Below are 22801 nucleotides of genomic sequence, written 5' to 3' on the forward strand. Positions count from 1 at the left end.
ATGAAAGAGCCCGTCAGCAATATAACAGGCTCTTTCCTGACAGCTAAAGCTGCTGTCTTCTTTCTTAAAATTTAATCCTATTCCAGCAAAAAACGCAAAATTTAAGCTCGTTATTTAACAATAATTTCGTTCATATTTGCAAACTTCTTAATCAAATCAGCCAAATTTGCCATCTGGTGCAGCCTATTGCTGCGAATTTCCTGCTTTTCATCCATAACCATAGTATGCTCGAAGTATTGATCAATTTCTGGTTTCAGGCTAATTAGCAGGTTAAAGGCAGCTTCTTCTGCTACCTCTTTTCTTAATTCCTCGTTCACTGATAAATATTTGTTGAAAAGAGATTTTTCGTAAACATTTTCAAATAAGCTGCTGTCTATATCCCCTTTATCCTCTGCTTTAGAAGCAATGTTGATAACTCGGCTAAGAGCTTCAATGCTTTCCTTGAAACCTGCAGCATCCTTATGGGACTCCAATACTTCAGCTCTTTTTACAAGTGAAGGTACTGAACCGATTTCACTGCCCAAAACGGCTTCAATTAAGTCATAACGAACTGTCTTCTCCTGCAGCATATATTTGATTCTTAATTTAAAGAATGAAACCAGTTCCTGCATCAATTCACCCTTTGATTTCTTTCCAATCTTCGAATTAAGAACAGTCTCAGAAGATAATGCAATTAATTCTTCGAGTTTTAAATCCCAATTTTTTGCCAGTAAAGTCTGGATAACACCCGTTGCCTGTCTTCTTAAGGCATATGGATCCTGGGAGCCGCTTGGAATAATCCCTATTGCAAAGGAAGACACAATTGTGTCGAGCTTTTCAGCAATGGACAGCACTGCACCAGCATCACTTGCAGGCGTCTGGTCCTCTGCATTGCGCGGCATATAATGTTCATTAATTGCACGCGCCACAGCTTCCTTTTCACCTTTTTGCAGGGCATATTTTTCACCCATAAAGCCTTGCAGCTCTGGAAATTCATAAACCATGTGCGAAACAAGGTCGAACTTGCTGATTTCAGCAGCCCGGTCTGTCACTGCCTTTGCCTCATCGCTGAAATGAAGATTTTCACTCAAATTAGCTGCCAGCTGGCGAACACGTTCCACCTTTTCAGCAAGAGTTCCAATTTCTTCATGATAAACAATGTTCTTAAGTTTTTCCAGTGATGCCGCGATATCCGTTTTTTGGTCCTCCCTGTAGAAGAAAGCTGCATCAGAAAGTCTTGCCCGCAATACTTTCTCATTTCCTTTAGCCACTTTCTCCAAATGTTCATGGGATCCATTTCGGACAGTAACAAAGTAAGGAAGCAGCCTGCCCTCTTTGGACTTTACCGGAAAATAACGCTGATGCTCCTTCATCGATGTAATTAAAACCTCTTCCGGAAGCTCCAGGTATTCTTCTTCAAACTGGCCATATAATGCTGTTGGATACTCAACCAGGTTATTTACTTCTTCCAATAAATCTTCATCTACAGGGATCACCCAGTCATTTTCTTCTTCTATTTTTTGCAATTGTGATAGAATTGCACTTTTTCTTTCCTGCGGATTAGTTATCACATATTGCGCCAGCAGGGACTTTTCATAATCAGAAGGATTGTTAATTTCAATCTCTTCGCCCAGAAAGCGGTGGCCCCTTGTAAGGTTAGAAGTATGAACGTTTGTAATTGCAAAAGGAATGACTTCATTTCCGAATAATGCCATAAGCCATTTGATCGGCCTGATAAAGCGCAGCTCCTGGTTTGCCCAGCGCATATTTTTCGGGAATGATAACGAGGTGACAATCTGCTGGAGTTCCGGCAGCAGTGCTGCTGTTTCCTTTCCTTTTATAAATTTGCTGACATGGGCATATTCAACCCCATTAATTTCTTTAAAGAATATATCTTCAACAGAAGCTCCCTGGCCCCGGCTGAATCCAACCGCAGCTTTTGACCATTCTCCATCCTCGGTTAAGGCAATTTTTTTTGCAGGTCCTTTCGCTTCCTCATTTATGTCCTCCTGGGCGGTATCTACTCCCGTTACAAGAACAGCCAAACGGCGTGGAGAAGAGAAAGCGCTGATCTCGTCAAAAGATATTTTCTTTTCCAAAAGCCATGAGTTCACTTTATCTGAAAGCTGATTCATTGAATTAGTGACAAATCTGGCAGGCATTTCTTCAAGTCCAATTTCCAGCAGAAGATCTTTCTTATTCATGAGATTCTTCCTCCTTATCCTTTAATATTGGGAAACCGAGTTTTTCTCTCTCTTCATAAAAAGTTTTGGCTACTTTTCTGGCCAGATTTCGGCATCGGGCGATATAGCCGGTTCTTTCTGTAACAGAGATCGCTCCCCTTGCATCAAGCAAATTAAAGGTATGAGAGCATTTTAATACATAGTCATATGCCGGGTGTACTAGGCCTTCATCCATTTGTCTATGTGCTTCTTTTTCATAAATATTGAACAAATTGAAGAGCATTTCCTGATCTGATGTTTCAAATGTGTATTTCGAATGCTCGAACTCAGGCTGCAGGAAGATATCTCTAACCGTAAACCCGTCAGTCCATTCAAGGTCAAAGACATTTTCCTTGTCCTGAATGTAGGATGCAAGCCTTTCAATTCCGTAGGTAATCTCAACTGACACAGGCTTACATTCCAATCCGCCTACCTGCTGGAAATATGTGAACTGCGTTATTTCCATACCATCAAGCCAAACTTCCCATCCTAAGCCTGCACAGCCCAGAGAAGGATTTTCCCAGTTATCTTCTACAAACCGGATATCATGTTCAAGCGGATCAATGCCCAATGCTTTTAATGAATCAAGATACAGCTCCTGAATATTATCCGGCGACGGCTTCATGATCACCTGAAATTGATGATGCTGATAAAGCCGGTTTGGATTCTCACCATAACGCCCATCGGCAGGACGGCGTGAAGGCTCCACATAAGCAACATTCCACGGCTCTGGTCCAATCGCTCTTAAAAAAGTATACGGGCTCATTGTTCCGGCCCCTTTTTCAGTATCATATGCCTGCATCAAGATACAACCCTGTTCAGACCAATGTTTTTGAAGTGTTAATATCATGTTTTGAATATTCATAGGACACCTCTTTCTTATTGTATAAATTATAGCTTTATGAACTTAACAGCTGTCTACCCACCGCTTTTCTGTGAACATAAAAAACTCCCGTCTCTATGCCCAATGGCATAGGGACGAGAGTTTACCCGCGGTTCCACCCTATTTGCTGCGATTTTGACCACAGCCTCTTTAGTTGTCGATAGACAATATTGCTCTGGAGCGCCCTTCCTTAACCATCCATGCCCGGCTCCCACTATCCCGGGTTCGCTTTAATTAGAAAAGGTTAAGTACTCTTCTCCTTCACAGCAATTATATTTTATTACTTTGAATCATAGCGGAATGGATTTAAATTGTCAATAATAACAAAAGCCAATGCGCTTCGCCTATAAAGAAACGCATTACATTAAATCATTAAACTTAGCCATTTGATTCAGAAACTTCTTTGTCTTCAAGTTTAAGCCTGAATACTCTTCATAATAGGCAGAAATAATCTTTTTCAATTCAGCTTTGGTTTCTGGTTTGACAGAGATATTGCCGAGCCGGGACAAGTCAAAAAAGTAAAACAGGCGAAGAAGCTTAATTGTCGCCTGGGACACTTTATAATGATAAGGATCCTTATCAAGGCAGCGGTGACAAATAAGCCCGTTTTCGCGGATAGAAAATGCAAAATGCCCGTCAGTGCTTCCGCAGACAGAACATTGATCAAGTACTGGATATAAACCCAGAGCATTCAGCATTTTCATTTCATAAATGTTTGTAAGAATTTCCGGGTCATATCCTTCGTTTATTAAATTTAGGGTTTGATACAGCAATTCGAACAAAAATGGGTTGGGCTTCTTATCCTCAATGCTTTTATCAGTCAAATCGACAATATAGCTTGCATATGCAGTCAGAAAAATATCTTCTTTAATGGACCGCATAGATGAAATCATGTCCCCCTGCTGCAGGGTACCCAAACCGCTTCCACGCTGAACTAAGAAATTCCCGTATGTAAAAAGCTGGGTGACAGCAGCAAGTCTGCTGTTCGGCTTTTTCGCTCCTCGTGCCATCACACCAACTTTTCCCCATTCACGGGTATATAAAGTAACAATCTTATTTGTTTCACTATAATTAGTTGTCCTGATGACGATGCCTTCACATTTATCAAGCAACCGTGACACCATCCCTGTCTTTCGACAAACCTATGAGATGGGAAAATCAGCTTCTGCTAGCTCTTCATCATTGCTGCCGGGTATATCCTGAGTTTCCTTTTCTAGCTCCTTGAAGAGAAGATATGTGTCAATATTTCCTGTCTGGGAAAACACTCTCCAGGTAAAATCCATCATCGAAAACCCCACCTTTCAGTTATTCAACTAGCAATTTCTTTATCCCAATACATTTATCTATATCATAGCCTGTCTTTGTAAAATCATGAGACGAAAATATTGTCAATCACCTGCATGCATATAAATCAGAAATGAATAATACTTTAATTAGGGCTGGGTTTAGTACTCATCTTCACGGAAGCCAAAGTCGCGGAGCTGTGACATTTTATTGCGCCAGTCTTTTTGGACTTTGACCCATAGCTCCAGGAAAACCTTTGATCCAAGAAGATTCTCAATATCAACTCTTGCTCTTTTTCCGATTTCCTTGAGCATTTTCCCTTGCTTTCCAATCACAATGCCTTTTTGGGAGTCACGCTCCACAATGATTGTAGCCATGACATGAATGACATCCTTATCTTCGCGGCGTTCCATTTTATCAATGGTTACAGCAAGCGAGTGCGGTATTTCTTCTCTTGTTAAATGCAGTGCTTTTTCCCTGATCAGTTCGGAAACGATAAATCTCTCTGGGTGGTCCGTTACTTGATCAGCTGGATAAAACTGCGGCCCTTCCGGAATATATTCTTTAATCTGTCCTAACAGCGTCTCTACATTATTGCCTTCTAAAGCAGAAATGGGGATAATTTCGCTGAACTCGTACTTTTCCTTGTAAGACTCAATAATTTTAAGAAGTTCATCAGGATGTACCTGGTCAATCTTATTGATTACAAGGAAAATCGGTGTACGGACTGACTGAAATTTCTCAAGTATGAATTCTTCACCGCGTCCAAAGCCTTCCTGGGCATTTACCATAAACAGTATGACATCCACTTCTTTAAGTGTATTTTGGGCAACTTTCATCATAAAGTCTCCCAGTTTATGCTTTGGCTTATGGATTCCTGGCGTATCAATAAATATAAATTGTGCGTCATTGGTAGTCAGGACACCTTGAACTTTGTTGCGCGTTGTTTGCGGTTTATCACTCATAATCGCAATCTTCTGCCCGATTACGCGATTTAAGAACGTTGACTTCCCTACGTTCGGTCTGCCGATTATGGAAATAAACCCTGATTTGTGTCCTTTTGGTGTAGTAGTGTTATTCATGTAAATCCTCCGGTGAAAATGCTCCTGGCAGTAATTCTTCAACTGTTAATTCCTTAATATCCCCTTTTAAGTTGGTTAAAACCACTTTCATTTCAGGCGGACATAATTCGGCTATTACCTGTCTGCATGCACCGCATGGGGGAACTGGACGGTCTGTGTCAGCAACTACAGCTATGGCTGAAAAACTTTTTACGCCATCAGAATACGCTTTAAAAAGCGCAGTCCTCTCAGCACAATTACACATGCTGTATGCAGCATTTTCGATGTTGCAGCCATGAAAGACCTGCCCGTCACTGCTTAATAGTGCCGCTCCTACTTTAAATTTTGAATATGGCACATATGCTCTATCTCTTGCAATCATTGCTTCTTTTATTAGTTGATCGCTGTTCACAAATAATTCTTCCTTTCCTGTAAAGCGAGTTGCTCCCCAAGCCAATAAACCCAAGGTTTGGACCTGCAATGGGCCTTGTGAAATTAAGCAATGCGCTCAATAGCTTCTTCGGTAAGAAGCAGCCGCTTCTCTTTTATTTTACAACATTTCACTGTGATTTTCATCGTTTGTAGCAAAAACGTAACAAAAAAATTGAATTTTCTAAAAATACATAGGCTGATTTAATTTTGAACCAGGTCCCTGTTCTGAATGAGATTCCACAAACATCTCCCCAGCATGCAATATTTACTGCTGTTCTGTCATTTTAGCGGATTCAGTGAGCGTTTTCAAACCCATGCTCTAAATTTTTTCACCATACTTCAGACTTTGCTGTTTATATAGAAATACCAAAAAGCAAAGCTGCCCATCCGGACAGCTTCACATTACTGCAAAAATATGAGAATTTTAGGAAGGAATATAACTCCGCCTATAATTACACTTACAATTGCATACACCAATACTGCTCCAGCAGCAATATCCTTTGCTTGCTTTGCAAGGGGATGATACTCTTCTGTCGCCAGATCCACAACCCTTTCAATGGCAGTGTTCAGCAGTTCGAGTGAGAGCATGCCCCCTATGGCCAGGAGAATGATTATCCATTCAAGGCTGGAAATGCCAAAGAATACCCCAAACATAATAACAGCTATCGACACTGCCAAATGTATTTGCAGATTCCTTTCATTCAATAATGCTGCCCTAATGCCGGAAAAAGCAAACGAAAAGGATTTTAGGACACTGTGTTTTCGGACCTTTCTATCTTGTGAGCCCGAATTCATCTAATATATCCTTTTGGCGGGAAAACATTTTTTTCTCATCTTCTGGATTTTCATGATCATATCCAAGAAGATGAAGGAAGCCATGGACCGCCAAAAAACCAAGCTCCCTTATAAAAGAGTGACCGTACTCCTCAGCCTGCTCCTTGGCCTTTGCAACTGAGATAATGATATCCCCCAGGACTCTGGGCATATCGGCACCAATCAGTTCGATTTCACCTTCACCCAGCTCTTCCATTGCAAAAGAAATAACATCTGTCGGCCGATCTTTATCCCGATACTCCCTGTTAATTTCCCGGATGCGTTCATTGGTCACAAATGTGATGGATACTTCGCTTTCCGGCTCCACAGATTCTTTAGAGGCAGCAAAATTAATTAGCTCTTCAATTTTGGCTATATCATTTTCCTGAAGCTCATTTGTTTCGTCCAAAAAATCAATATTTAAATTCATGCCTGTTTCACCTTCTGTTTTGTCATTTCAGGATACTCGATACGTGAATGGAAAATCCCGTTTAACGTTTCGCAGAACGAGTGTGAAACGGTTTCCAGTTCTTTTAAGGTTAAATCACATTCATTCAGCTGTCCATCCTGAAGTCTGTCTGCGATTATCTTTTTGACCAGTTCCTCTATTTGTTCTGTTGTAGGATGCGCCATGGAACGGACTGCAGCTTCCACACTATCAGCAATGCCAATTACTGCCGACTCTTTTGATTGCGGTTTTGGTCCCGGATAGCGATAGTCCTCTTCCTTTACTTCCAGCCCATTCTGTTTTGCTTTGTAGTAAAAATATTTAAGCAATGTTGTTCCATGATGCTGTTCGGCAATATCTACTATCTCCTTCGGCATCTTATGCTTCCTCAGCATTTCAGCCCCATCGGCAGCATGGGCGATTATAATATTCTTGCTGGTATGCGGAGGGAGGCGATCATGCGGATTCTCAATATTAACCTGATTCTCGATAAAAAACTGAGGCCGCTTTGTTTTACCGATATCGTGATAATAGCATCCCACCCTTGCCAGAAGGCCATTCGCCCCAATAGCTTCACACGCTGACTCGGAAAGATTGGCAACCATTACACTATGATGATAAGTTCCGGGAGACTCGGTCAGTATCTTTCTCAGCAGAGGATGATTAGGATTAGATAGTTCTATCAGCCTCATAGTAGACAAAATTCCAAAACCTGCCTCGAAATACGGCAGCAGGCCAATTGCCAGCACTGCAGACGAAATACCTGAAATCAGAGCAATAACAAAGTAAAAGCCATATTCAATCGTATCATAGTGGCCGTTTCTTAAGAAAAGCATTGAAAAGATAACAAGTATGTTTACTGCGGATACAAATAAACCAGCCTGCAAGATTTTGGAGCGGCGATTCTGCTTGCTCAAAAACAATATAGCAGCCAAGCCGCTGCAGAGGATATAAATGGCTGATGTCAGCTGAAATGTGCCAGTAACGCCTTCATTAAAAATTACGCTTCCTGCAATAGCCATAATGATCGTATAGTACATGGCAAGCTTTTCATCAATCAGTATTTTGATTAGCATAGCTCCCATGGCTGCAGGGTAAATGTATCCTATCTCTGAATAATCAGCATATTGGAATAGACTGATGACCTTCATCAGCAATATGGATAAGATAAAAATTAGGCTAAACAGCAAAAGATAACTTTGCTTTGTTTCCCGCTGCACGTTCATTTCATGGAAATAATAATATAGGGCTGATAAGACAATGACGATTATCAGCGATAGCCCTATAAAAGGCTGAATCGAATTAACACTGTCAAGAAGTCCTGCAAGTTCCAGCTGCCTGTATATGTCCCGGCTGATAAGCTGATTTTCCTCTACGATTATCTGTCCCTGCAGGATCTTAACCGGCTCGACACTCTCAACAGTCTGCTGCCGTAATTCTTCCGTGGCAGCAGGATCATAAAATTGATTTTGATATATAGCATAACGTCCCAGTTCTATTGCAGCTTTTTTTAAATCTGAATTCAAGCTGGTGAACTTCAATTCTTCTTCAACCCGCTTTTTCGCGTTCTCCACCTGTTCAGCCGGAATCTCATTATTCATAATTTTATTGATGGCCGTTACCGTAAGGTCTTTTGCAATGCTCAGCTCCCCCTCCTTTGCCTGCAGCAAAGAAAGGAAAACGCCATCTGATACCTCACGTGTTACGTCATCAGTGAGCTTTTCCTTAACCATAGCCAATTTATCTTCAGGACGGGTGGCTTCTGGGTCCGGTGCCTCAACATTATTATCGGCCTCAGTTTGAGCAGCTTTCTTTTTCTCTTCCATCTCTTCTTTTACTTCATCGTTCACTTCCGATACAGATCCGAAAATGGAGGTAACCAGGTCAACTCTGTTTTGTGCAATCTCTTTTTTTACAACGTAAATATCCTTAACATTATTTTCTGCTTCTTTTCTCTTTCTTTCTGTGCTAGCTTTATCCTCTATTGTTATTGGAGACCTTATAGTCTGTTCAGCAACAGAGAACAGACTTAAATCCAGTTTTTCAGGCTTAACATTGCTATACATGGAAAAATACATAACAATCCCCAAGAGAATAAATAAGAGAACACGAAAAAAGGTCATATTAAGCAAATTTCTGATTGTTGACATACTCTGCTGAAGGTTTGGCACATTTACCCCTCCTGTCCTGGGTAAAAAAATTCCAATAACTTTAAAAAGCATTTCAGTATTAATTATGTAAAATCATAACAGCTTTTTTGATGGTTTTCACCAAGAAAAAATGGCCTATCTATTAACAGGTTACCTAAACATTTCATTAATAGCAAATAATTCCATGATAAATCCTGCTATCATTCATACCGGTGGAATTTTTTACTCAACGAAAAAACCGCCAAAGTCGGCGGTTTATCAGTTCATTAGTTATCTTCCTTTTCGTATGCATGGATAATCCTGGCCACAAGCGGATGCCGAACAACGTCACTTTGTTCCAAATGAACGAATGATAGCCCACTTACACCCTTTAGTATATCTTCAGCCACTATCAGGCCGGATTTTACTCCTTTTGGAAGGTCAACTTGTGTTCTGTCTCCAGTAATAATCATTTTTGAGCCGAAGCCAAGCCGGGTTAGAAACATCTTCATTTGGGCTTGAGTTGTATTTTGCGCTTCATCCAGAATGACAAAGGCATCATCTAAAGTTCTTCCGCGCATGTACGCAAGCGGTGCAATTTCAATCGTGCCTCTTTCAATCATTCTTTGTGTATGCTCTGCACCTAATATATCATGCAAAGCATCATACAATGGCCTTAAGTAAGGATCGACTTTTTCCTTCAGATCCCCCGGCAGAAAACCAAGGCTCTCGCCTGCTTCGACTGCAGGACGGGTGAGGATAATCCTTTTCACATTCCCATTTTTCAAAGCATTTACAGCCATGACCACAGCCAAATATGTTTTTCCCGTTCCTGCTGGACCTATGCCAAAAACCAGGTCATTCCCGCGGATTGCATGAATATATTGACGCTGGCCCAGTGTCTTAACGCGAATGGACTTGCCTTTTGCATTTTTTGTGATTTCTTCTTCATATAAATCACTGAAATACTCAAGTGTACCCTTATGAGCCATTTGAAGAGCATACATAACGTCTCTCTGGCTTATATTTATTCCTTTCCGGATTACATAAAGCAGTTTATCCAGAACCTTTCCAACGAGTTCTACCTTGTCCATTTCTCCAGACACATAAACAGATTCTCCCCTGGTTACAATGGAAACATTCAGTTCTTGCTCAATAACTTTTAGGTTTGCATCCGAATTCCCCAATAGGGCAATTGCTTCGTTTGGGTCTTCTAGCTGCAGGTTCATTGTTTTCAAGTCTTCTGTCATTCCGAATCTCCTTGAATAATTGGTTGTCCTTCTGCAATATTCTCAATAATTTGGAAATGTATTGCTATAGTTACTTTACCATTGTCAATTGATTGGTGCAAAACTTTTTCTCCCATAACTTTAGCATTTTCATCTAAGCTGCTTTTTATTTTTTTTCTTGCCAAATCTTTCGCAGCTTCAAATGCCTCTTTATTCGAATAAATTCTTGTGACTTGCTCCCTTTCACGGAACGTTTTATTCACATATGAAATAGGAAGCTCCCATTTCAGGAATTTTACGCTTTTTTCATTTTCCTCTAATTCATATTCTTCAAACTCCGGGCTCCCAAACCCCCATATTGGGATCTCAAGATTTCCGATCGTAAGTGCATGCTTGACTTTTTCATTGCCGCTGAATACTTTGAAAGTGCTCTTAAGCGGAAGAATGACCTCAGATTTATACCATGTTTCCCCGAAAATCTCCCCCTTCGAAGGAACAGTCTCTGTTTGACCTTCTTTCCCGATTATCCCTGAGACCAAAAGCTGTCCTGGCTGAACATGATCGTGTATATCAACGACGGGACGCCCTTCTTCGACAAACATATCTACAATGACGGCTTTTTTCTTCGCTACCAAATGGCGCGGACTTAAATACTCAGGCTTCTTAGGCTCATTTTTCTCTACGACCTGTAGATGGTAGGTTGTCCCTTTTAACTCCACACCTACCCAAGTAATCGCTTCAATATTGTTTGAAAGTTGACGCTGAATAGACTCCACGTTATCAACAAAGAACTGCAGCTTTCCTTTTTTAACCCCCATCTTGTCCAATTCTTTGATAATCTGATATTCAGTAGCAGGATTTGCCCCCTTAATCTCTATTCCCCAAACCATATTGGATAAAAGGAGAATGACTGCAAAAAATGCGAGGGCACCAGCAGCAAATCCGCTGTTTTTCAGCAGCCTTTTCACAAGGAATGGAGCTCCTGCCCGCTGCAGGAACTCGATTCTGCAATCGCTGTTCCTGGCGTGGCTCCTTATTTTTTTGGCATCTTCCAATTTCATTTTGAAGGTGACTGATTGCGTTCCATGGTTTTTCACATTCCAGATATTGATTCCGCTGCGGGTAAGCGCATTAATAAACCTTTCTATTCCCTTCCCGCTTGCTTTAACTGTTACAAGCCCCCTGTAAAATTCGATCCACTGGTTCTTCATTTCCTTCCCCCTGAATTCTTAATCAGTGTCTGAAATATAAGTTACTGAGTCAATTTTCCCCTCCAGCAGTATTTCTTCTGGCAGTATCGTTTTTATGACGAAAGCTTTCCCTCTAATTAAAAGCTGCCCCTGCTTCAAAAGCAGTCGTAATTCCTTATCTGAAAAAGCCAATAATCCCCTGTGGTTCTCTATATAGATATGGATTTGTCCAATCATTGTGATGCGGGGCAGATCCATCATGACATCTTGAGGAAGCTCCATATTTTTAGTCATCCAGCCGCGGACGAATTGTCCCCACTTTTTTGCCATAAAAAAAGAACCCCCTTTCATCTCATATTTATGAAATGAACGGAGGTTCTAGCACTTATTTTTGATAAGAATAGAATGTATCAATGCCAACCCTCCCAAAAAGGCAAATAACGCCTTTTGGTGAGACTCGTCTTGTGCTTGAGGCCCGCAGGATAAGGAAGGCTTCGTCAGCATAAACATCGCAAGACCGAAAGCGACAGCTTTTGGGAGGATGCGGGTCATCCAGACGCTGCCACAGGACGCAGCGATCTTAGTCTGCGTTCCTTCGCGGGCAAGGAGCTTCCGCTTTTCTTATTGCTTCCTGTTCAAGGATCGGTGAGGATTTTTTGATCTTGGTGGTCCAAGGATTTCAGACCAAATTATTCCGTCAGCAAGCGATTGTTTCCTAAACTCAAAACTTCCTGCTCCAGATGGTTCTTTTCGATGCTCTGCGTTTGTATTGGAAGCTGTTTTCGCTATTTTACTTGCTTTTCTTTCTGCAGCTCTCCGCTGATTCTGAAGAGCCTTCATGCTTTCTTCAGCCTGCTGTTTACGCTGCCTGTATTCTTCTTCTATTCTTTTGGCTTTCTCTTCCTGCTGCCTGTATTCTTCTTTTAGCGTTTCGGCCAATGCAGAATCTGCCGAAGTTCTTTCTGCCTGTGCCCTCTGCTCTTGCTGTACTGAACGGGGAGTCTGTTTAACAGGCTTTTCCTCCTTCTTTTTTTTGAAAAAGGAGGAAATGAAAGCTATTAAGGCAATAAGAATAAAAGGATTCTCCAATAAGAATTCCAAGAGAGTTTCCTCCCTTCTCCCAATATGGGATCATTTAGTCATTTTTGCGGCCATTTTTGCCATCATCACTCATATTGCCGATTGAGTCCCTCATTTCGGTATCAGCCGAGATGTTTTGGATATTCATATAGTCCATTACACCAATATTTCCAGAACGGAGCGCTTCTGACATGGCAAGCGGCACCTGAGCCTCTGCTTCCACAACCTTCGCTCGCATTTCCTCAACGCGGGCTTTCATTTCCTGTTCTTGCGCTACTGCCATTGCACGTCTTTCTTCCGCTTTAGCTTGGGCAATCTTCTTATCTGCTTCAGCCTGTTCAGTCTGAAGTTCCGCACCAATGTTTTTGCCGATATCGACATCTGCAATATCAATGGAAAGGATTTCAAAAGCGGTGCCTGCGTCCAGACCTTTTGAAAGAACGGTCTGAGAAATCATATCTGGATTTTCCAAAACCTTTTTATGATTATCAGATGAACCGATTGTAGATACGATCCCTTCCCCGACACGTGCTACGATTGTTTCCTCTCCAGCTCCCCCGACAAGGCGGTCAATATTGGCTCTTACAGTAATTCTGGCCTTTGCTTTAACCTCAATACCATCCATCGCCACCCCTGCAATAAAAGGTGTTTCAATTACTTTAGGGTTAACGCTCATCTGTACTGCTTCCAAAACATCTCGGCCTGCCAAATCAATAGCGGCACTTCTCTCAAAACTTAAATCGATATTTGCACGATGGGCTGCAATCAATGCATTCACAACCCTGTCAACATTACCTCCGGCCAAATAATGGCTTTCCAGTTGGTTTGTTGATACATTCAGCCCTGCTTTGTGTGCCTTAATAAGCGGGTTAATAACACGGCTTGGGATAACCCGGCGAAGCCTCATCCCAATTAATGTAAAGATACTGACTCTGACACCTGCTGCCAATGCTGAAATCCACAGCATTACCGGCACAAAGGTGAATAATATCCCAAGTAAAATGACACCAAGTACAACGGCAACCAGAACAAATACTGTCCCTGCTTCTAACATATTCCTACCTCCTAATGATTTTATTTATCTAAATCAAGATTAGATACTTCCCTTACAACAATACGTGAGCCTTCTGCTTTAACAACTTTTATTTTTGCCCCTTTAAGGATAAAGCCTCCCTCACTGACAACGTCAATCCGCTCATCCCCGATGACGACTGTACCAGATGGCCTTAGAGCTGTAAGTGCATAACCCTCAAGGCCAAGCAGTTCAAGTCTGCTCTTATTTGAGATATAGCCTTTTTCTGTATTTGTGCTATCGGTTAATATTATTTTTTTAAAGAATTTCATCTTTTTACCAAACACCTTTATCATTAATATAGATGCCAATATTGAAACTCCCATAGCAATTAAAATAGACATCCCCATATGGGCTGCATTGTCAGCAGCCAGGAACAGGCTGCCCAATACTGCTGCTATTCCAGCTATTCCTGCAATTCCTCCAGGAAGGAAAAACTCAGCTATTATTAAACCTATGCCAATTACAAACAGAATTAAAGTTTCATATCCTGCCAGACCGGCCACCATATGGCCATAAAAGAAAAGGAGCAGAGCCGATAACCCCATGAGGCCAGGGATGCCGAAGCCAGGTGAATACAGCTCCAGAACAAGTCCGAGGCTTCCGATGGACAATAGAATTGGTATAACGACAGGATGGGTAATAAAACGGGCCACTTTTTCTGCAAAGCTTTCATCAATTGTCTGTATATCAGCTCCCTCAAAGCCGAGCACTTTCAGTAATTCCGTCCTTGAATCTACTGTGCCTTCCGAATACCCTACCTCTTTAGCCTGTTCCGCTGTAAGGGTAAGAAGCTTCCCTTTCGGCGCCCCCAAATCTGGCAGATCCACCGACTCATCTGCCATAGCAAGGGCATAAACAGGATCTCTGTCCGTTTGTGCGGCAGCACTCTGCATAGCCGCAAACCAGTATGATTCAGCTTTTTTGCCAGCCGTATTTCCCTGCTGATCAATAATTGCTGCAGAACCCATTGTTGAACCCGGGACCATGTATATTTCATCCGTATTCAAAGCTATATAGGCACCTGCAGATAAGGCCTGCTTATTGACAAAAGATATTGTTTTTATATTTGTCGAGGTTAACAGCCTTCCGATTTGCCCGGCTGCATCCACTGCGCCTCCGGGTGTATTTATTTCAAATATAATGGCTGAGGCATTTTCTTCTTCAGCTGTTTGGACCGCTCTGTTTAAAAATGCATAAAGCCCTTTTTCCACAGTTTCTTCAATAGGAACAATCAGTATTTTTTCATTATCGGCTTTTCCTTGAAAAGGGCTTCCTAAAAGCAGCAGAGCAAAAAACAATGAAAAGGCGGTTATTGCTCTTCTGGCAATCAAATCTTTCCCCCCTTTAACCGCAAAATTGATTCTATTTGTATTTACGATTCAATTATTAAAAAGTTTCATTTTTTATTTTTCCCTCTGATTAGTATTTACAAAGCGGCTGTATTATTAGTATAACCTAGAAATGAATGTAAATCATGCCAGCAGTATTTAGTCACATAGCCCTAAGGATATGCATAAAATAAGTCAGCGCAAAATAAAAAAGACCGTCAGCCAATGGCTTTCGGTCTTTTATTGCATAGTTTTATGAAAGGTGTTGTTGTACAAGTTTATTTACAAGTGAACCATCTGCTTTGCCTTTTACTTTAGGCATAATAGCAGCCATCACTTTTCCCATATCAGCTTTTGATGAAGCACCAGTTTCAGCAACCGTTTCTGCAACAATTTTTGAAACTTCATCTTCAGAGAGCTGTTTTGGCATATATAATTCGACATACTGAAGTTCAGTACGAATTTTTTCAACAAGATCTTCACGACCTGCTTTTTCAAATTCATGGAGGGAATCCTTGCGTTGTTTAACTTCGCGAGAAAGGACAGTCAGCTCCTGTTCTTCGTTAAGATCTTTACCAAGCTTGATTGCTTCGTTTTGAAGCGAAGCTTTAATCATACGAATGACAGTAAGCTTTTCTTTTTCTTTATTCCTCATCGCTTGTTTCATATCTTCATTTAAACGCTCGAGAAGACTCATTACATACACCCTCTCTTACCACTTACGCTTTCTAGCAGCCTCAGACTTTTTCTTACGTTTAATACTAGGTTTTTCGTAGAATTCGCGCTTTCTTGCTTCCTGCAAAGTACCAGTTTTTGATACTGAACGTTTGAAGCGACGAAGAGCATCTTCAAGCGATTCGTTTTTACGAACGACGGTTTTAGACATTCTCTTTCCCTCCCTCCGAGCACAACACACTTACATCAACAACATGGTTTATTCCATGTACCTTGCAATTATAATATAACAGCTTATCAAGGTCAACAGTAATTAGCCTGCTATGAGATGAGTTTTTATTTGATTGTGATTGTTTAATACCCCGTTCATCACAAACGAAACAAATTTTCGCACTTAAGCATGTCCCAGCATACTGTCCCATAGTATTAATTGTAGGGGGTGAATGCTTGGTCCAGCTGTTATTATTTTTTCTGCTAATCGGGTTATTTATTTATGGTATGACACTTTTAAGGTCAGGTCTATTTAATTTATCTGCCGATTCATTAAAAAAATGGCTGGCAGTGATGACAAATTCACCCTGGAAAGGCCTTGTTATTGGCACAATCGTCACAGCTGTCCTGCAGAGCAGCTCAGCGGTAATGATCATTACAATTGGAATGGTAGCTGCACGGATGCTTACTTTTCCCCAGACAATCGGCATCATTTTAGGAACCAACATCGGGACAACATTTACGACAGAATTAATCACTTTTAATATAGAATCTTATATTATTCCGCTTGCTGCTGCCGGAAGCATCCTGGCTGTATTGAAGAAAAATAGCATGCGAAGCACCGGTCTGGCATTGCTGGGTTTATCAGCGGTTTTTGCCGCAATGCGCGGGTTTGAATATCTTGCCAGTTCAGTTAAAAATAATGATATGGTCAATCATTGGCTGCTTACCTTGGATGGGAATTATATGTTCGCAGTAGCGGCTGGGATTGTCCTTACTGCGATTATCCAATCAAGCACCGCAACAACTGGCATTATAATGGGGTTTTTAACTGCAGGAGCAATGGATTTGGATACCGGCATTGCCATAATGCTTGGATCTAATATCGGAACATGCGTAGACGCTTATTTGGCATCCATTGGTTCTGGAAAAGAAGCAAAGCTGACTGCCTTTGCCCATATCTGGCTCAACTGCCTAGGTGTCGCAGCCTTTTATCCTTTTATTCATGCCCTTGCTGTTTTTGGACAAAGTGCAGCAGGTTCTCCGGATGTGCAGCTTGCACACATCAGTGTTTTATTTAATGTAATATCTTCACTGCTTGTTCTTCCAGTTGCAAATCAGTTTGGAAGGTTTGTCATCAGGCTTCATGACCGATAGAACAATAAAAAAATGCCGGTAAATCCCGGCATTTTTTTCAACAAATATAATATTTTAAATTTCGACAACTGTCTACAGGTGCCATCGGCTCACAGGTCTAAGCCGATAAACGGGCACCTTCCGCTTTTCTTAGTAATCCGAATCGCTTGTTAAACCGTTGACAATAGCAGCCCCAGAGCTTGCCCCAATTCTCGTTGCACCTGCATCAATCATTTTCTGTGCATCTTCAGCGCTTCTGACACCGCCTGAAGCTTTAACACCGATTTCCGGGCCGACAGTTTTTCTCATCAGGGCGATATCTTCTGCAGTTGCTCCGCCTGTTGAAAATCCTGTAGATGTTTTAACAAAGTCAGCCCCTGCTTTTACAGAAAGTTCACATGCACGAACTTTTTCTTCTTCAGTAAGAAGACAGGTTTCGATAATAACCTTTGTTAGTGCCTTTCCTTTGGCAGCATCAACAACCGCACGGATATCTCTCTCCACTAGCTCATTGTCTCCGCCTTTTAAAGCGCCAATGTTAATGACCATATCTACTTCTGTTGCACCGTTTTCGATGGCATTCTTTGTTTCATATGCTTTTGTTTCAGGTGTGGAAGCTCCCAGCGGGAAGCCGATTACCGTGCAGACTTTCACTTCAGTCCCGTTAAGCAAGTCGCTTGAAAGTTTGACCCATGCCGGGTTTACACAAACTGATGCGAAATTGTATTCTTTAGCCTCGGCACAGATTTTCTCAATTTGGTCTTTTGTTGCATCGGCTTTAAGTAATGTATGATCGATCATTTTTGCTACGTTATTTGTCATTGTAACTACTCCTTTTAAAAAACAGTTAGTTGTACGTACCTCTTACATAATATCACTTAGATAATAAAATATCGAGCACTATTTATGTTTTTTGTAATCGTTTTCGAAAGTAGTTTTTCCCAAAAGATATTAATAAATTAATCAAAATCACTTTTCTCGTAGATTGATGTTTTTGCTTAGGAATTCATCCCCTTTGATTTCAGCACGGGGCACCTGCTTTCCGCAGGGAGCAACGGGATCCTCCTTCCGCAGGACATTGATTAAGCTTCCTGGAATGAGCACCGCACGAAGGAAATGCTTCAGCATTTTCGAGGATCAAGTGCCCTCCACTCCAATCAACTCAGTAACTTAGTTAATTTAAGAGCAATAAACTAAACAATAACAGCTTAATAAAAAAAGGAATTACCCTTAGGTAATTCCACTAAACTGCAGCCTCTTCTGTTTCATTCAATTCATCAAGGACTCTAACAAATTGACCTTCATTGTAAGGGTAGCCAGCTTTTGTAATCTTAACTTTTACAATCTGGCCGACCATTTCTTCTGCCGCCGGGAAGACGACTTTCAAGTAATTGTCAGTGTAGCCGACAAATAAACTGCTGTCACTGCTTTCCTTAAAGCTTTCCTCCGGAATCACTTCAAGAACTTCGCCTTCATACTGAGATGCGTATTCTTTTGCAAGCTGATCTGATAATGCAATCAGGCGATGGACACGCTCATTTTTAATTTCTTCATCAATCTGGTCGTCCATTCTCGCTGCAGGTGTTCCTGTACGCTTTGAATAAGGAAATACATGAAGCTCGGAAAATTTATGTTCTTTAATAAAGTTGTAGGTTTCCATAAATTCTTCTTCTGTTTCTCCCGGGAAGCCAACGATAACATCTGATGTAACAGCCAAACCTGGGAGAGCTTCTTTCAAGCGCTCAAGACGCTCAGCAAAGAACTCCATGGTATACTTGCGGCGCATTCTCTTAAGGACAGTATTTGAGCCAGACTGAAGAGGAATGTGCAAGTGTCTTACAACAACCTTGGACTGATCCATAACTTCAATAACTTCATCGGTAATCTGGCTGGCTTCAATTGAAGAAATTCTTAAACGTTTAAGACCTTTTACCTGAGCCTCCAGATCCCTAAGAAGCATAGCCAGATTATAATCTTTCATGTCTTCGCCATACCCGCCTGTATGGATTCCAGTCAGAACAATTTCTTTATAGCCGGCATCAACCAGCTGCTGGGCCTGCCGGATTACTTCTTTTGGATCCCTGGATCTCATTAAACCGCGCGCCCAGGGGATAATGCAGAAAGTACAGAAGTTATTGCAGCCTTCCTGAATTTTAAGGGAAGCACGTGTCCGATCGGTAAATGCCGGAACATCAAGCTCTTCGTAGACACGATTCTTCATGATGTTTCCAACACCATTAATCGGCTGCCGTTCTTGTTTATACTGCTCGATATATTCAAGCATCTTTACTCGATCCTGGGTGCCAACAACGATATCCACACCAGGAATCGCCATAATTTCAGCCGGTGAGGTTTGTGCATAACAGCCCGTTACACAGATAACCGCATCAGGGTTTTTCCTGATTGCCCTTCTGATTACCTGGCGGCTTTTCTTATCACCAGTATTTGTAACCGTACATGTATTAATTACATATACATCTGAAACGGATTCAAAGTCTGTCCGTTCATAGCCAGCTTCTTTGAACAGCTGCCAAATGGCTTCTGTTTCGTAATGATTGACTTTGCAGCCAAGTGTATGAAATGCAACTGCAGGCATCTAATTTCACCCCATTAATTCAAAATGATAGGAAACAGCTGACAGCAAATAGAGAGGTGCTGTCTCTGTTCTTAAAATACGCGGCCCCAATCCGCAGGCAACAAAGCCTGCTTCCTGCAGCAATGAAACTTCATTGTCAGAAAGACCGCCTTCAGGCCCGAATACAACCATAAGCGATTGTCCTTTATTCATAGAAGTAAGTGTTTTATAGAGCACAGAGTCCTCTCCCTGCTTCGCTTCTTCCTCAAAGGCAATCAATTTATATGAATAATCTCCAGATAATTTCAGCAATGACTTCAAATCAAGAGGTGCAAACACTTCAGGCACCATGGTCCTGTGTGACTGTTCAGCAGCTTCTTTAGCAATCTTCTGCCATCTCTCTGCTTTTTTCACAGATTTCTTCGCATCCCATTTTACTACTGAACGGGCTGAAGTAAAAGGGATAAAACGGTGTGCTCCCAGCTCAGTGCCTTTTTGAATGATCCACTCAAGCTTATCCCCTTTAGGCAGTCCGCTCACAATCGTAATATTGGCAGGCAGCTCAGAAGACCCTTCAATCCATTGTACAACTTCTGCAGCCACATGTTCATCGGTAATTTCTGCAATTGCGCAAAGTGCACTATTTTGGGATTGATCAACACAGATAATCTGATCGCCTTCTTTCATGCGCATTACTTTTACAATATGATGGCGGTCTTCCCCTTTAATTAGAAAGACATTTTCCTTTACAGCACTCTCTGTGAAATACCGCTGCACAACCTGCACCCTCTTTCTTGCCTGTCCAGAATTCTTTCAACTGTAAAAGGGGGGTAAGTTCATTACCCCCTTTTTTACATTATTGCTTTCTCCTTGCCACAATAGCAACCCAATCTTCCATTTGAATGGTTTCTTCAACTTCAAATCCCGCTGCGGAAATAGCATCTCTTACTTCCTGTTTCTTCTGCTGGATAATGCCTGAAGCGATAAAGTGCCCGCCTTCCTTTACGACAGATGCAACATCATCAGTAAATCTGAGAATCACTTCTGCCAGGATGTTGGCAACGACCACATCAGCTCCCTGACTGACACCGTCGAGCAGGTTTCCTTGTGAAACCTCAACTATATCCTGCACTTTATTCAGCTTAATATTTAATTTAGCTGAATTTACTGCCACTTCATCAAGATCAAGTGCTTTCACCTTCTCAGCACCGAGCATAGCTGCTGCAATGCTTAAAACTCCCGATCCTGTTCCTACATCTACAACTTTATCACCCTGTTTTACTGTTCTTTCAAGTGCTTGTATACACATCACCGTTGTAGGGTGTGTTCCCGTTCCAAAGGCCATTCCAGGGTCAAGCTCTATGATAAGTTCATCACTGCTGACAGGTGTGTAATCCTCCCAGGTTGGGACAATTGTAAAACGTTCTGAAATTTTTACAGGATTATAGTATTTTTTCCAGGCAGTAGCCCATTCTTCTTCATTTACTTCACTGATGCTGACTTTATTTGCCCCGATGTCAATGTTAAATAATATCAGGTTATTGATGGCTTCTTTTATTTCATCGACAGTTTCACCGAGAAAACTATTTACTGGCAGATACGCTTTTACAATTACGCCTTCTTCAGGATAATCCTGCGGATTGAGCTGGTAGATTTCACCGAATTGGTCCTTTCTTTCTTTTACAAGTTCTAAAGGATCCTCAATTACAACTCCGCTTGCTCCGGCTTCATGCAAAATATTCGAAATCGGTTCAACAGCTTCATTTGCAGTATGAATACTGATTTCTGACCATTTCACTACTACCAACTCCATTCCTTTATTCACCTTTAAAGGCTCGTTTTACTTTCGAAAAAAAGCTTTCTTCCTGTTCTCCCTGAGGAACTGTTCCGCTGATTTCAGCAAATTCGCTTAAAAGCTGCTTCTGTTTTTCTGTCAGCTTTGTCGGAGTAATAATACGGACAATAATATGCTGATCCCCTGTTCCATATCCTCTGACATTAGGGACACCTTTTCCTTTTAGACGGAATTTTGTTCCTGTTTGTGTGCCTGATGGGACTTTCAGCTTTACTTTTCCATGCAGTGTAGGCACTTCGATCTCATCGCCAAGGGCTGCCTGCACAAACGTAATAGGCATCTCACAATATACATCATCGCCATCACGCTCAAAGAATTCATGTGAACGAACATGGAATACGACATAAAGATCGCCAGGAGGGCCTCCATTTACACCGGGTTCCCCTTGACCAGCCACTCGAAGCTGCTGGCCATCATCAATGCCTGCAGGAATTTTCACATGTATCTTCCTGCGTTTTTGTACTTTACCAGTTCCTCGGCAAGTAGTGCACTTCTCCTTAATTTCTTTGCCGGTGCCGTTACAATAGTGGCAAACCCTTCTATTTACTATCTTGCCAAATGGCGTATTTTGTTCTACATTCAGCTGACCTGATCCATGACAGTGACGGCATGTTTCCGGCTTCGTTCCTGGCTTCGCGCCTGATCCGCTGCATGTCTCACACGTTTCTTCACGCGGAATTTCAATATCGGTCTCTTTGCCAAATACTGCTTCCTCAAAGGATAAGGACATGGTGTACTGCAAGTCTGCACCCTGTCTTGGGGCATTTGGATCACGCCGGCGGGAGCCTCCTCCGAAGAAGGTGCTGAAGATGTCTTCAAATCCGCCAAACCCTTCAAATCCGCCTCCGCCAAAGCCCTGATTAGGGTCCGTATGCCCAAATTGATCATAGTGGGCCTTTTTCTGGTCGTCGCTGAGGACTTCATATGCTTCTTTAACTTCCTTGAACTTCTCGTCTGCATCAGGCTCTTTATTAATATCAGGATGATATTTTTTTGAAAGCTTTCGATAAGCCTTCTTAATTTCATCCTTGGATGCACCTTTGCTGATTCCAAGAACTTCATAGTAATCCCTTTTACTCATGATTACCACTCCCCGATTCATTTCACATAAAGGTTATTGTATCATTCTCTAATTATATTCCGCAACCGCAATACACACTTCTAAAGCAGAGAATTATGCATTGGCATTTGCCGCT

The 22801-nt window shown here is 41.6% G+C and carries 23 protein-coding genes and 1 other annotated feature; of the genes, 1 reads left to right on the forward strand and 22 read right to left on the reverse strand.

Annotated features, from left to right (window positions below):
* Window positions 1–110 precede the first annotated feature (110 nt).
* From glyS to rpsU, 17 genes are all read right to left on the reverse strand, one after another.
* Window positions 111–2183 carry a glycine--tRNA ligase subunit beta gene (gene glyS, locus AC0VZ9_RS20975; protein ID WP_009332993.1) on the reverse strand — a complete coding sequence of 691 codons (2073 nt, stop codon included), beginning with the start codon at window positions 2181–2183 and terminating at the stop codon, window positions 111–113.
* The gene (gene glyQ, locus AC0VZ9_RS20980) at window positions 2176–3066 is read right to left on the reverse strand and encodes a glycine--tRNA ligase subunit alpha (protein WP_009332994.1); all 891 of its coding nucleotides are present in this window, start codon (window positions 3064–3066) and stop codon (window positions 2176–2178) included. Before glyQ ends, glyS begins: the two co-directional genes overlap by 8 nt.
* A gap of 106 nt (window positions 3067–3172) precedes the next feature.
* Window positions 3173–3358: a binding site (T-box leader), on the reverse strand.
* A gap of 85 nt (window positions 3359–3443) precedes the next feature.
* Entirely contained in the window at window positions 3444–4196 is a 753-nt protein-coding gene (recO, locus tag AC0VZ9_RS20985) for a DNA repair protein RecO (protein ID WP_009332995.1), read from the reverse strand.
* 30 nt (window positions 4197–4226) lie between these two features.
* Window positions 4227–4370, reverse strand: coding sequence for a YqzL family protein (locus AC0VZ9_RS20990; RefSeq protein WP_009332996.1), 144 nt, complete (start codon window positions 4368–4370; stop codon window positions 4227–4229).
* A 159-nt stretch (window positions 4371–4529) separates the two neighbouring features.
* Window positions 4530–5450, reverse strand: a complete 921-nt coding sequence (era, locus tag AC0VZ9_RS20995) for a GTPase Era (RefSeq protein WP_009332997.1) — start codon at window positions 5448–5450, stop codon at window positions 4530–4532.
* Complete coding sequence (locus tag AC0VZ9_RS21000; protein ID WP_009332998.1) at window positions 5443–5841, reverse strand: cytidine deaminase; 399 nt, start codon at window positions 5839–5841, stop codon at window positions 5443–5445. The genes era and AC0VZ9_RS21000 overlap by 8 nt, the downstream gene beginning before the upstream one ends.
* Window positions 5842–6263: 422 nt before the next feature.
* Entirely contained in the window at window positions 6264–6656 is a 393-nt protein-coding gene (locus AC0VZ9_RS21005; RefSeq protein ID WP_019382857.1) for a diacylglycerol kinase family protein, read from the reverse strand.
* On the reverse strand, window positions 6634–7104 hold the full coding sequence (ybeY, locus tag AC0VZ9_RS21010) for an rRNA maturation RNase YbeY (protein ID WP_009333000.1): 471 nt from the start codon (window positions 7102–7104) through the stop codon (window positions 6634–6636). The genes AC0VZ9_RS21005 and ybeY overlap by 23 nt, the downstream gene beginning before the upstream one ends.
* Entirely contained in the window at window positions 7101–9293 is a 2193-nt protein-coding gene (locus tag AC0VZ9_RS21015) for an HD family phosphohydrolase (protein ID WP_019382858.1), read from the reverse strand. The genes ybeY and AC0VZ9_RS21015 overlap by 4 nt, the downstream gene beginning before the upstream one ends.
* 245 nt (window positions 9294–9538) lie before the next feature.
* Window positions 9539–10501, reverse strand: coding sequence for a PhoH family protein (locus tag AC0VZ9_RS21020; RefSeq protein ID WP_475396694.1), 963 nt, complete (start codon window positions 10499–10501; stop codon window positions 9539–9541).
* Window positions 10498–11691, reverse strand: a complete 1194-nt coding sequence (yqfD, locus tag AC0VZ9_RS21025; RefSeq protein ID WP_009333003.1) for a sporulation protein YqfD — start codon at window positions 11689–11691, stop codon at window positions 10498–10500. Before yqfD ends, AC0VZ9_RS21020 begins: the two co-directional genes overlap by 4 nt.
* An 18-nt stretch (window positions 11692–11709) precedes the next feature.
* Entirely contained in the window at window positions 11710–12000 is a 291-nt protein-coding gene (gene yqfC / locus AC0VZ9_RS21030) for a sporulation protein YqfC (protein WP_009333004.1), read from the reverse strand.
* Window positions 12001–12291: 291 nt separating this feature from the next.
* Window positions 12292–12771 carry a hypothetical protein gene (locus AC0VZ9_RS21035; RefSeq protein ID WP_009333005.1) on the reverse strand — a complete coding sequence of 160 codons (480 nt, stop codon included), beginning with the start codon at window positions 12769–12771 and terminating at the stop codon, window positions 12292–12294.
* Window positions 12772–12805: 34 nt separating this feature from the next.
* The gene (floA, locus tag AC0VZ9_RS21040; RefSeq protein ID WP_009333006.1) at window positions 12806–13804 is read right to left on the reverse strand and encodes a flotillin-like protein FloA; all 999 of its coding nucleotides are present in this window, start codon (window positions 13802–13804) and stop codon (window positions 12806–12808) included.
* A gap of 20 nt (window positions 13805–13824) precedes the next feature.
* Window positions 13825–15156, reverse strand: coding sequence for an NfeD family protein (locus AC0VZ9_RS21045; RefSeq protein ID WP_475396695.1), 1332 nt, complete (start codon window positions 15154–15156; stop codon window positions 13825–13827).
* A gap of 250 nt (window positions 15157–15406) precedes the next feature.
* Window positions 15407–15850: a GatB/YqeY domain-containing protein gene (locus tag AC0VZ9_RS21050; RefSeq protein ID WP_019382861.1), complete on the reverse strand. Its 444-nt coding sequence runs from the start codon at window positions 15848–15850 to the stop codon at window positions 15407–15409.
* Window positions 15851–15865: 15 nt separating this feature from the next.
* Entirely contained in the window at window positions 15866–16039 is a 174-nt protein-coding gene (rpsU, locus tag AC0VZ9_RS21055) for a 30S ribosomal protein S21 (protein ID WP_009333009.1), read from the reverse strand.
* 236 nt (window positions 16040–16275) lie between these two features.
* Here rpsU and AC0VZ9_RS21060 point away from each other — a divergent pair, with 236 nt between their 5' ends.
* A complete protein-coding gene (locus AC0VZ9_RS21060) occupies window positions 16276–17196 on the forward strand; it encodes a Na/Pi symporter (RefSeq protein WP_019382862.1) in 921 nt (306 codons plus the stop codon).
* Window positions 17197–17325: 129 nt separating this feature from the next.
* Here AC0VZ9_RS21060 and deoC read toward each other — a convergent pair whose 3' ends face one another.
* The 5 genes from deoC to dnaJ all read right to left on the reverse strand — a co-directional run bounded on the left by deoC (window position 17326) and on the right by dnaJ (window position 22686).
* On the reverse strand, window positions 17326–17997 hold the full coding sequence (gene deoC, locus AC0VZ9_RS21065) for a deoxyribose-phosphate aldolase (protein WP_009333011.1): 672 nt from the start codon (window positions 17995–17997) through the stop codon (window positions 17326–17328).
* Window positions 17998–18418: 421 nt separating this feature from the next.
* Window positions 18419–19771, reverse strand: coding sequence for a tRNA (N(6)-L-threonylcarbamoyladenosine(37)-C(2))-methylthiotransferase MtaB (gene mtaB, locus AC0VZ9_RS21070; protein WP_217025888.1), 1353 nt, complete (start codon window positions 19769–19771; stop codon window positions 18419–18421).
* 6 nt (window positions 19772–19777) lie between these two features.
* On the reverse strand, window positions 19778–20527 hold the full coding sequence (locus AC0VZ9_RS21075) for a 16S rRNA (uracil(1498)-N(3))-methyltransferase (RefSeq protein WP_071156940.1): 750 nt from the start codon (window positions 20525–20527) through the stop codon (window positions 19778–19780).
* 79 nt (window positions 20528–20606) lie between these two features.
* Complete coding sequence (prmA, locus tag AC0VZ9_RS21080; RefSeq protein ID WP_009333015.1) at window positions 20607–21548, reverse strand: 50S ribosomal protein L11 methyltransferase; 942 nt, start codon at window positions 21546–21548, stop codon at window positions 20607–20609.
* Between the two features lie 19 nt (window positions 21549–21567).
* Window positions 21568–22686 (reverse strand): molecular chaperone DnaJ, encoded by a 1119-nt coding sequence (gene dnaJ, locus AC0VZ9_RS21085; RefSeq protein ID WP_009333016.1) that lies wholly within the window; start codon window positions 22684–22686, stop codon window positions 21568–21570.
* Window positions 22687–22801: the final 115 nt, after the last annotated feature.

Source organism: Cytobacillus sp. QJM3NY_8, assembly GCF_056173585.1.

Bases quoted from the DNA above. Each gene is read 5' to 3' on its own strand.
- glyS (WP_009332993.1), bottom strand. From the start codon at position 2,183: ATGAATAAGAAAGATCTTCTGCTGGAAATTGGACTTGAAGAAATGCCT.
- glyQ (WP_009332994.1), bottom strand. From the start codon at position 3,066: ATGAATATTCAAAACATGATATTAACACTTCAAAAACATTGGTCTGAA.
- AC0VZ9_RS20990 (WP_009332996.1), bottom strand. From the start codon at position 4,370: ATGATGGATTTTACCTGGAGAGTGTTTTCCCAGACAGGAAATATTGAC.
- era (WP_009332997.1), bottom strand. From the start codon at position 5,450: ATGAATAACACTACTACACCAAAAGGACACAAATCAGGGTTTATTTCC.
- AC0VZ9_RS21005 (WP_019382857.1), bottom strand. From the start codon at position 6,656: ATGAATTCGGGCTCACAAGATAGAAAGGTCCGAAAACACAGTGTCCTA.
- ybeY (WP_009333000.1), bottom strand. From the start codon at position 7,104: ATGAATTTAAATATTGATTTTTTGGACGAAACAAATGAGCTTCAGGAA.
- AC0VZ9_RS21020 (WP_475396694.1), bottom strand. From the start codon at position 10,501: ATGACAGAAGACTTGAAAACAATGAACCTGCAGCTAGAAGACCCAAAC.
- yqfD (WP_009333003.1), bottom strand. From the start codon at position 11,691: ATGAAGAACCAGTGGATCGAATTTTACAGGGGGCTTGTAACAGTTAAA.
- yqfC (WP_009333004.1), bottom strand. From the start codon at position 12,000: ATGGCAAAAAAGTGGGGACAATTCGTCCGCGGCTGGATGACTAAAAAT.
- floA (WP_009333006.1), bottom strand. From the start codon at position 13,804: ATGTTAGAAGCAGGGACAGTATTTGTTCTGGTTGCCGTTGTACTTGGT.
- AC0VZ9_RS21050 (WP_019382861.1), bottom strand. From the start codon at position 15,850: ATGAGTCTTCTCGAGCGTTTAAATGAAGATATGAAACAAGCGATGAGG.
- rpsU (WP_009333009.1), bottom strand. From the start codon at position 16,039: ATGTCTAAAACCGTCGTTCGTAAAAACGAATCGCTTGAAGATGCTCTT.
- deoC (WP_009333011.1), bottom strand. From the start codon at position 17,997: ATGACAAATAACGTAGCAAAAATGATCGATCATACATTACTTAAAGCC.
- mtaB (WP_217025888.1), bottom strand. From the start codon at position 19,771: ATGCCTGCAGTTGCATTTCATACACTTGGCTGCAAAGTCAATCATTAC.
- dnaJ (WP_009333016.1), bottom strand. From the start codon at position 22,686: ATGAGTAAAAGGGATTACTATGAAGTTCTTGGAATCAGCAAAGGTGCA.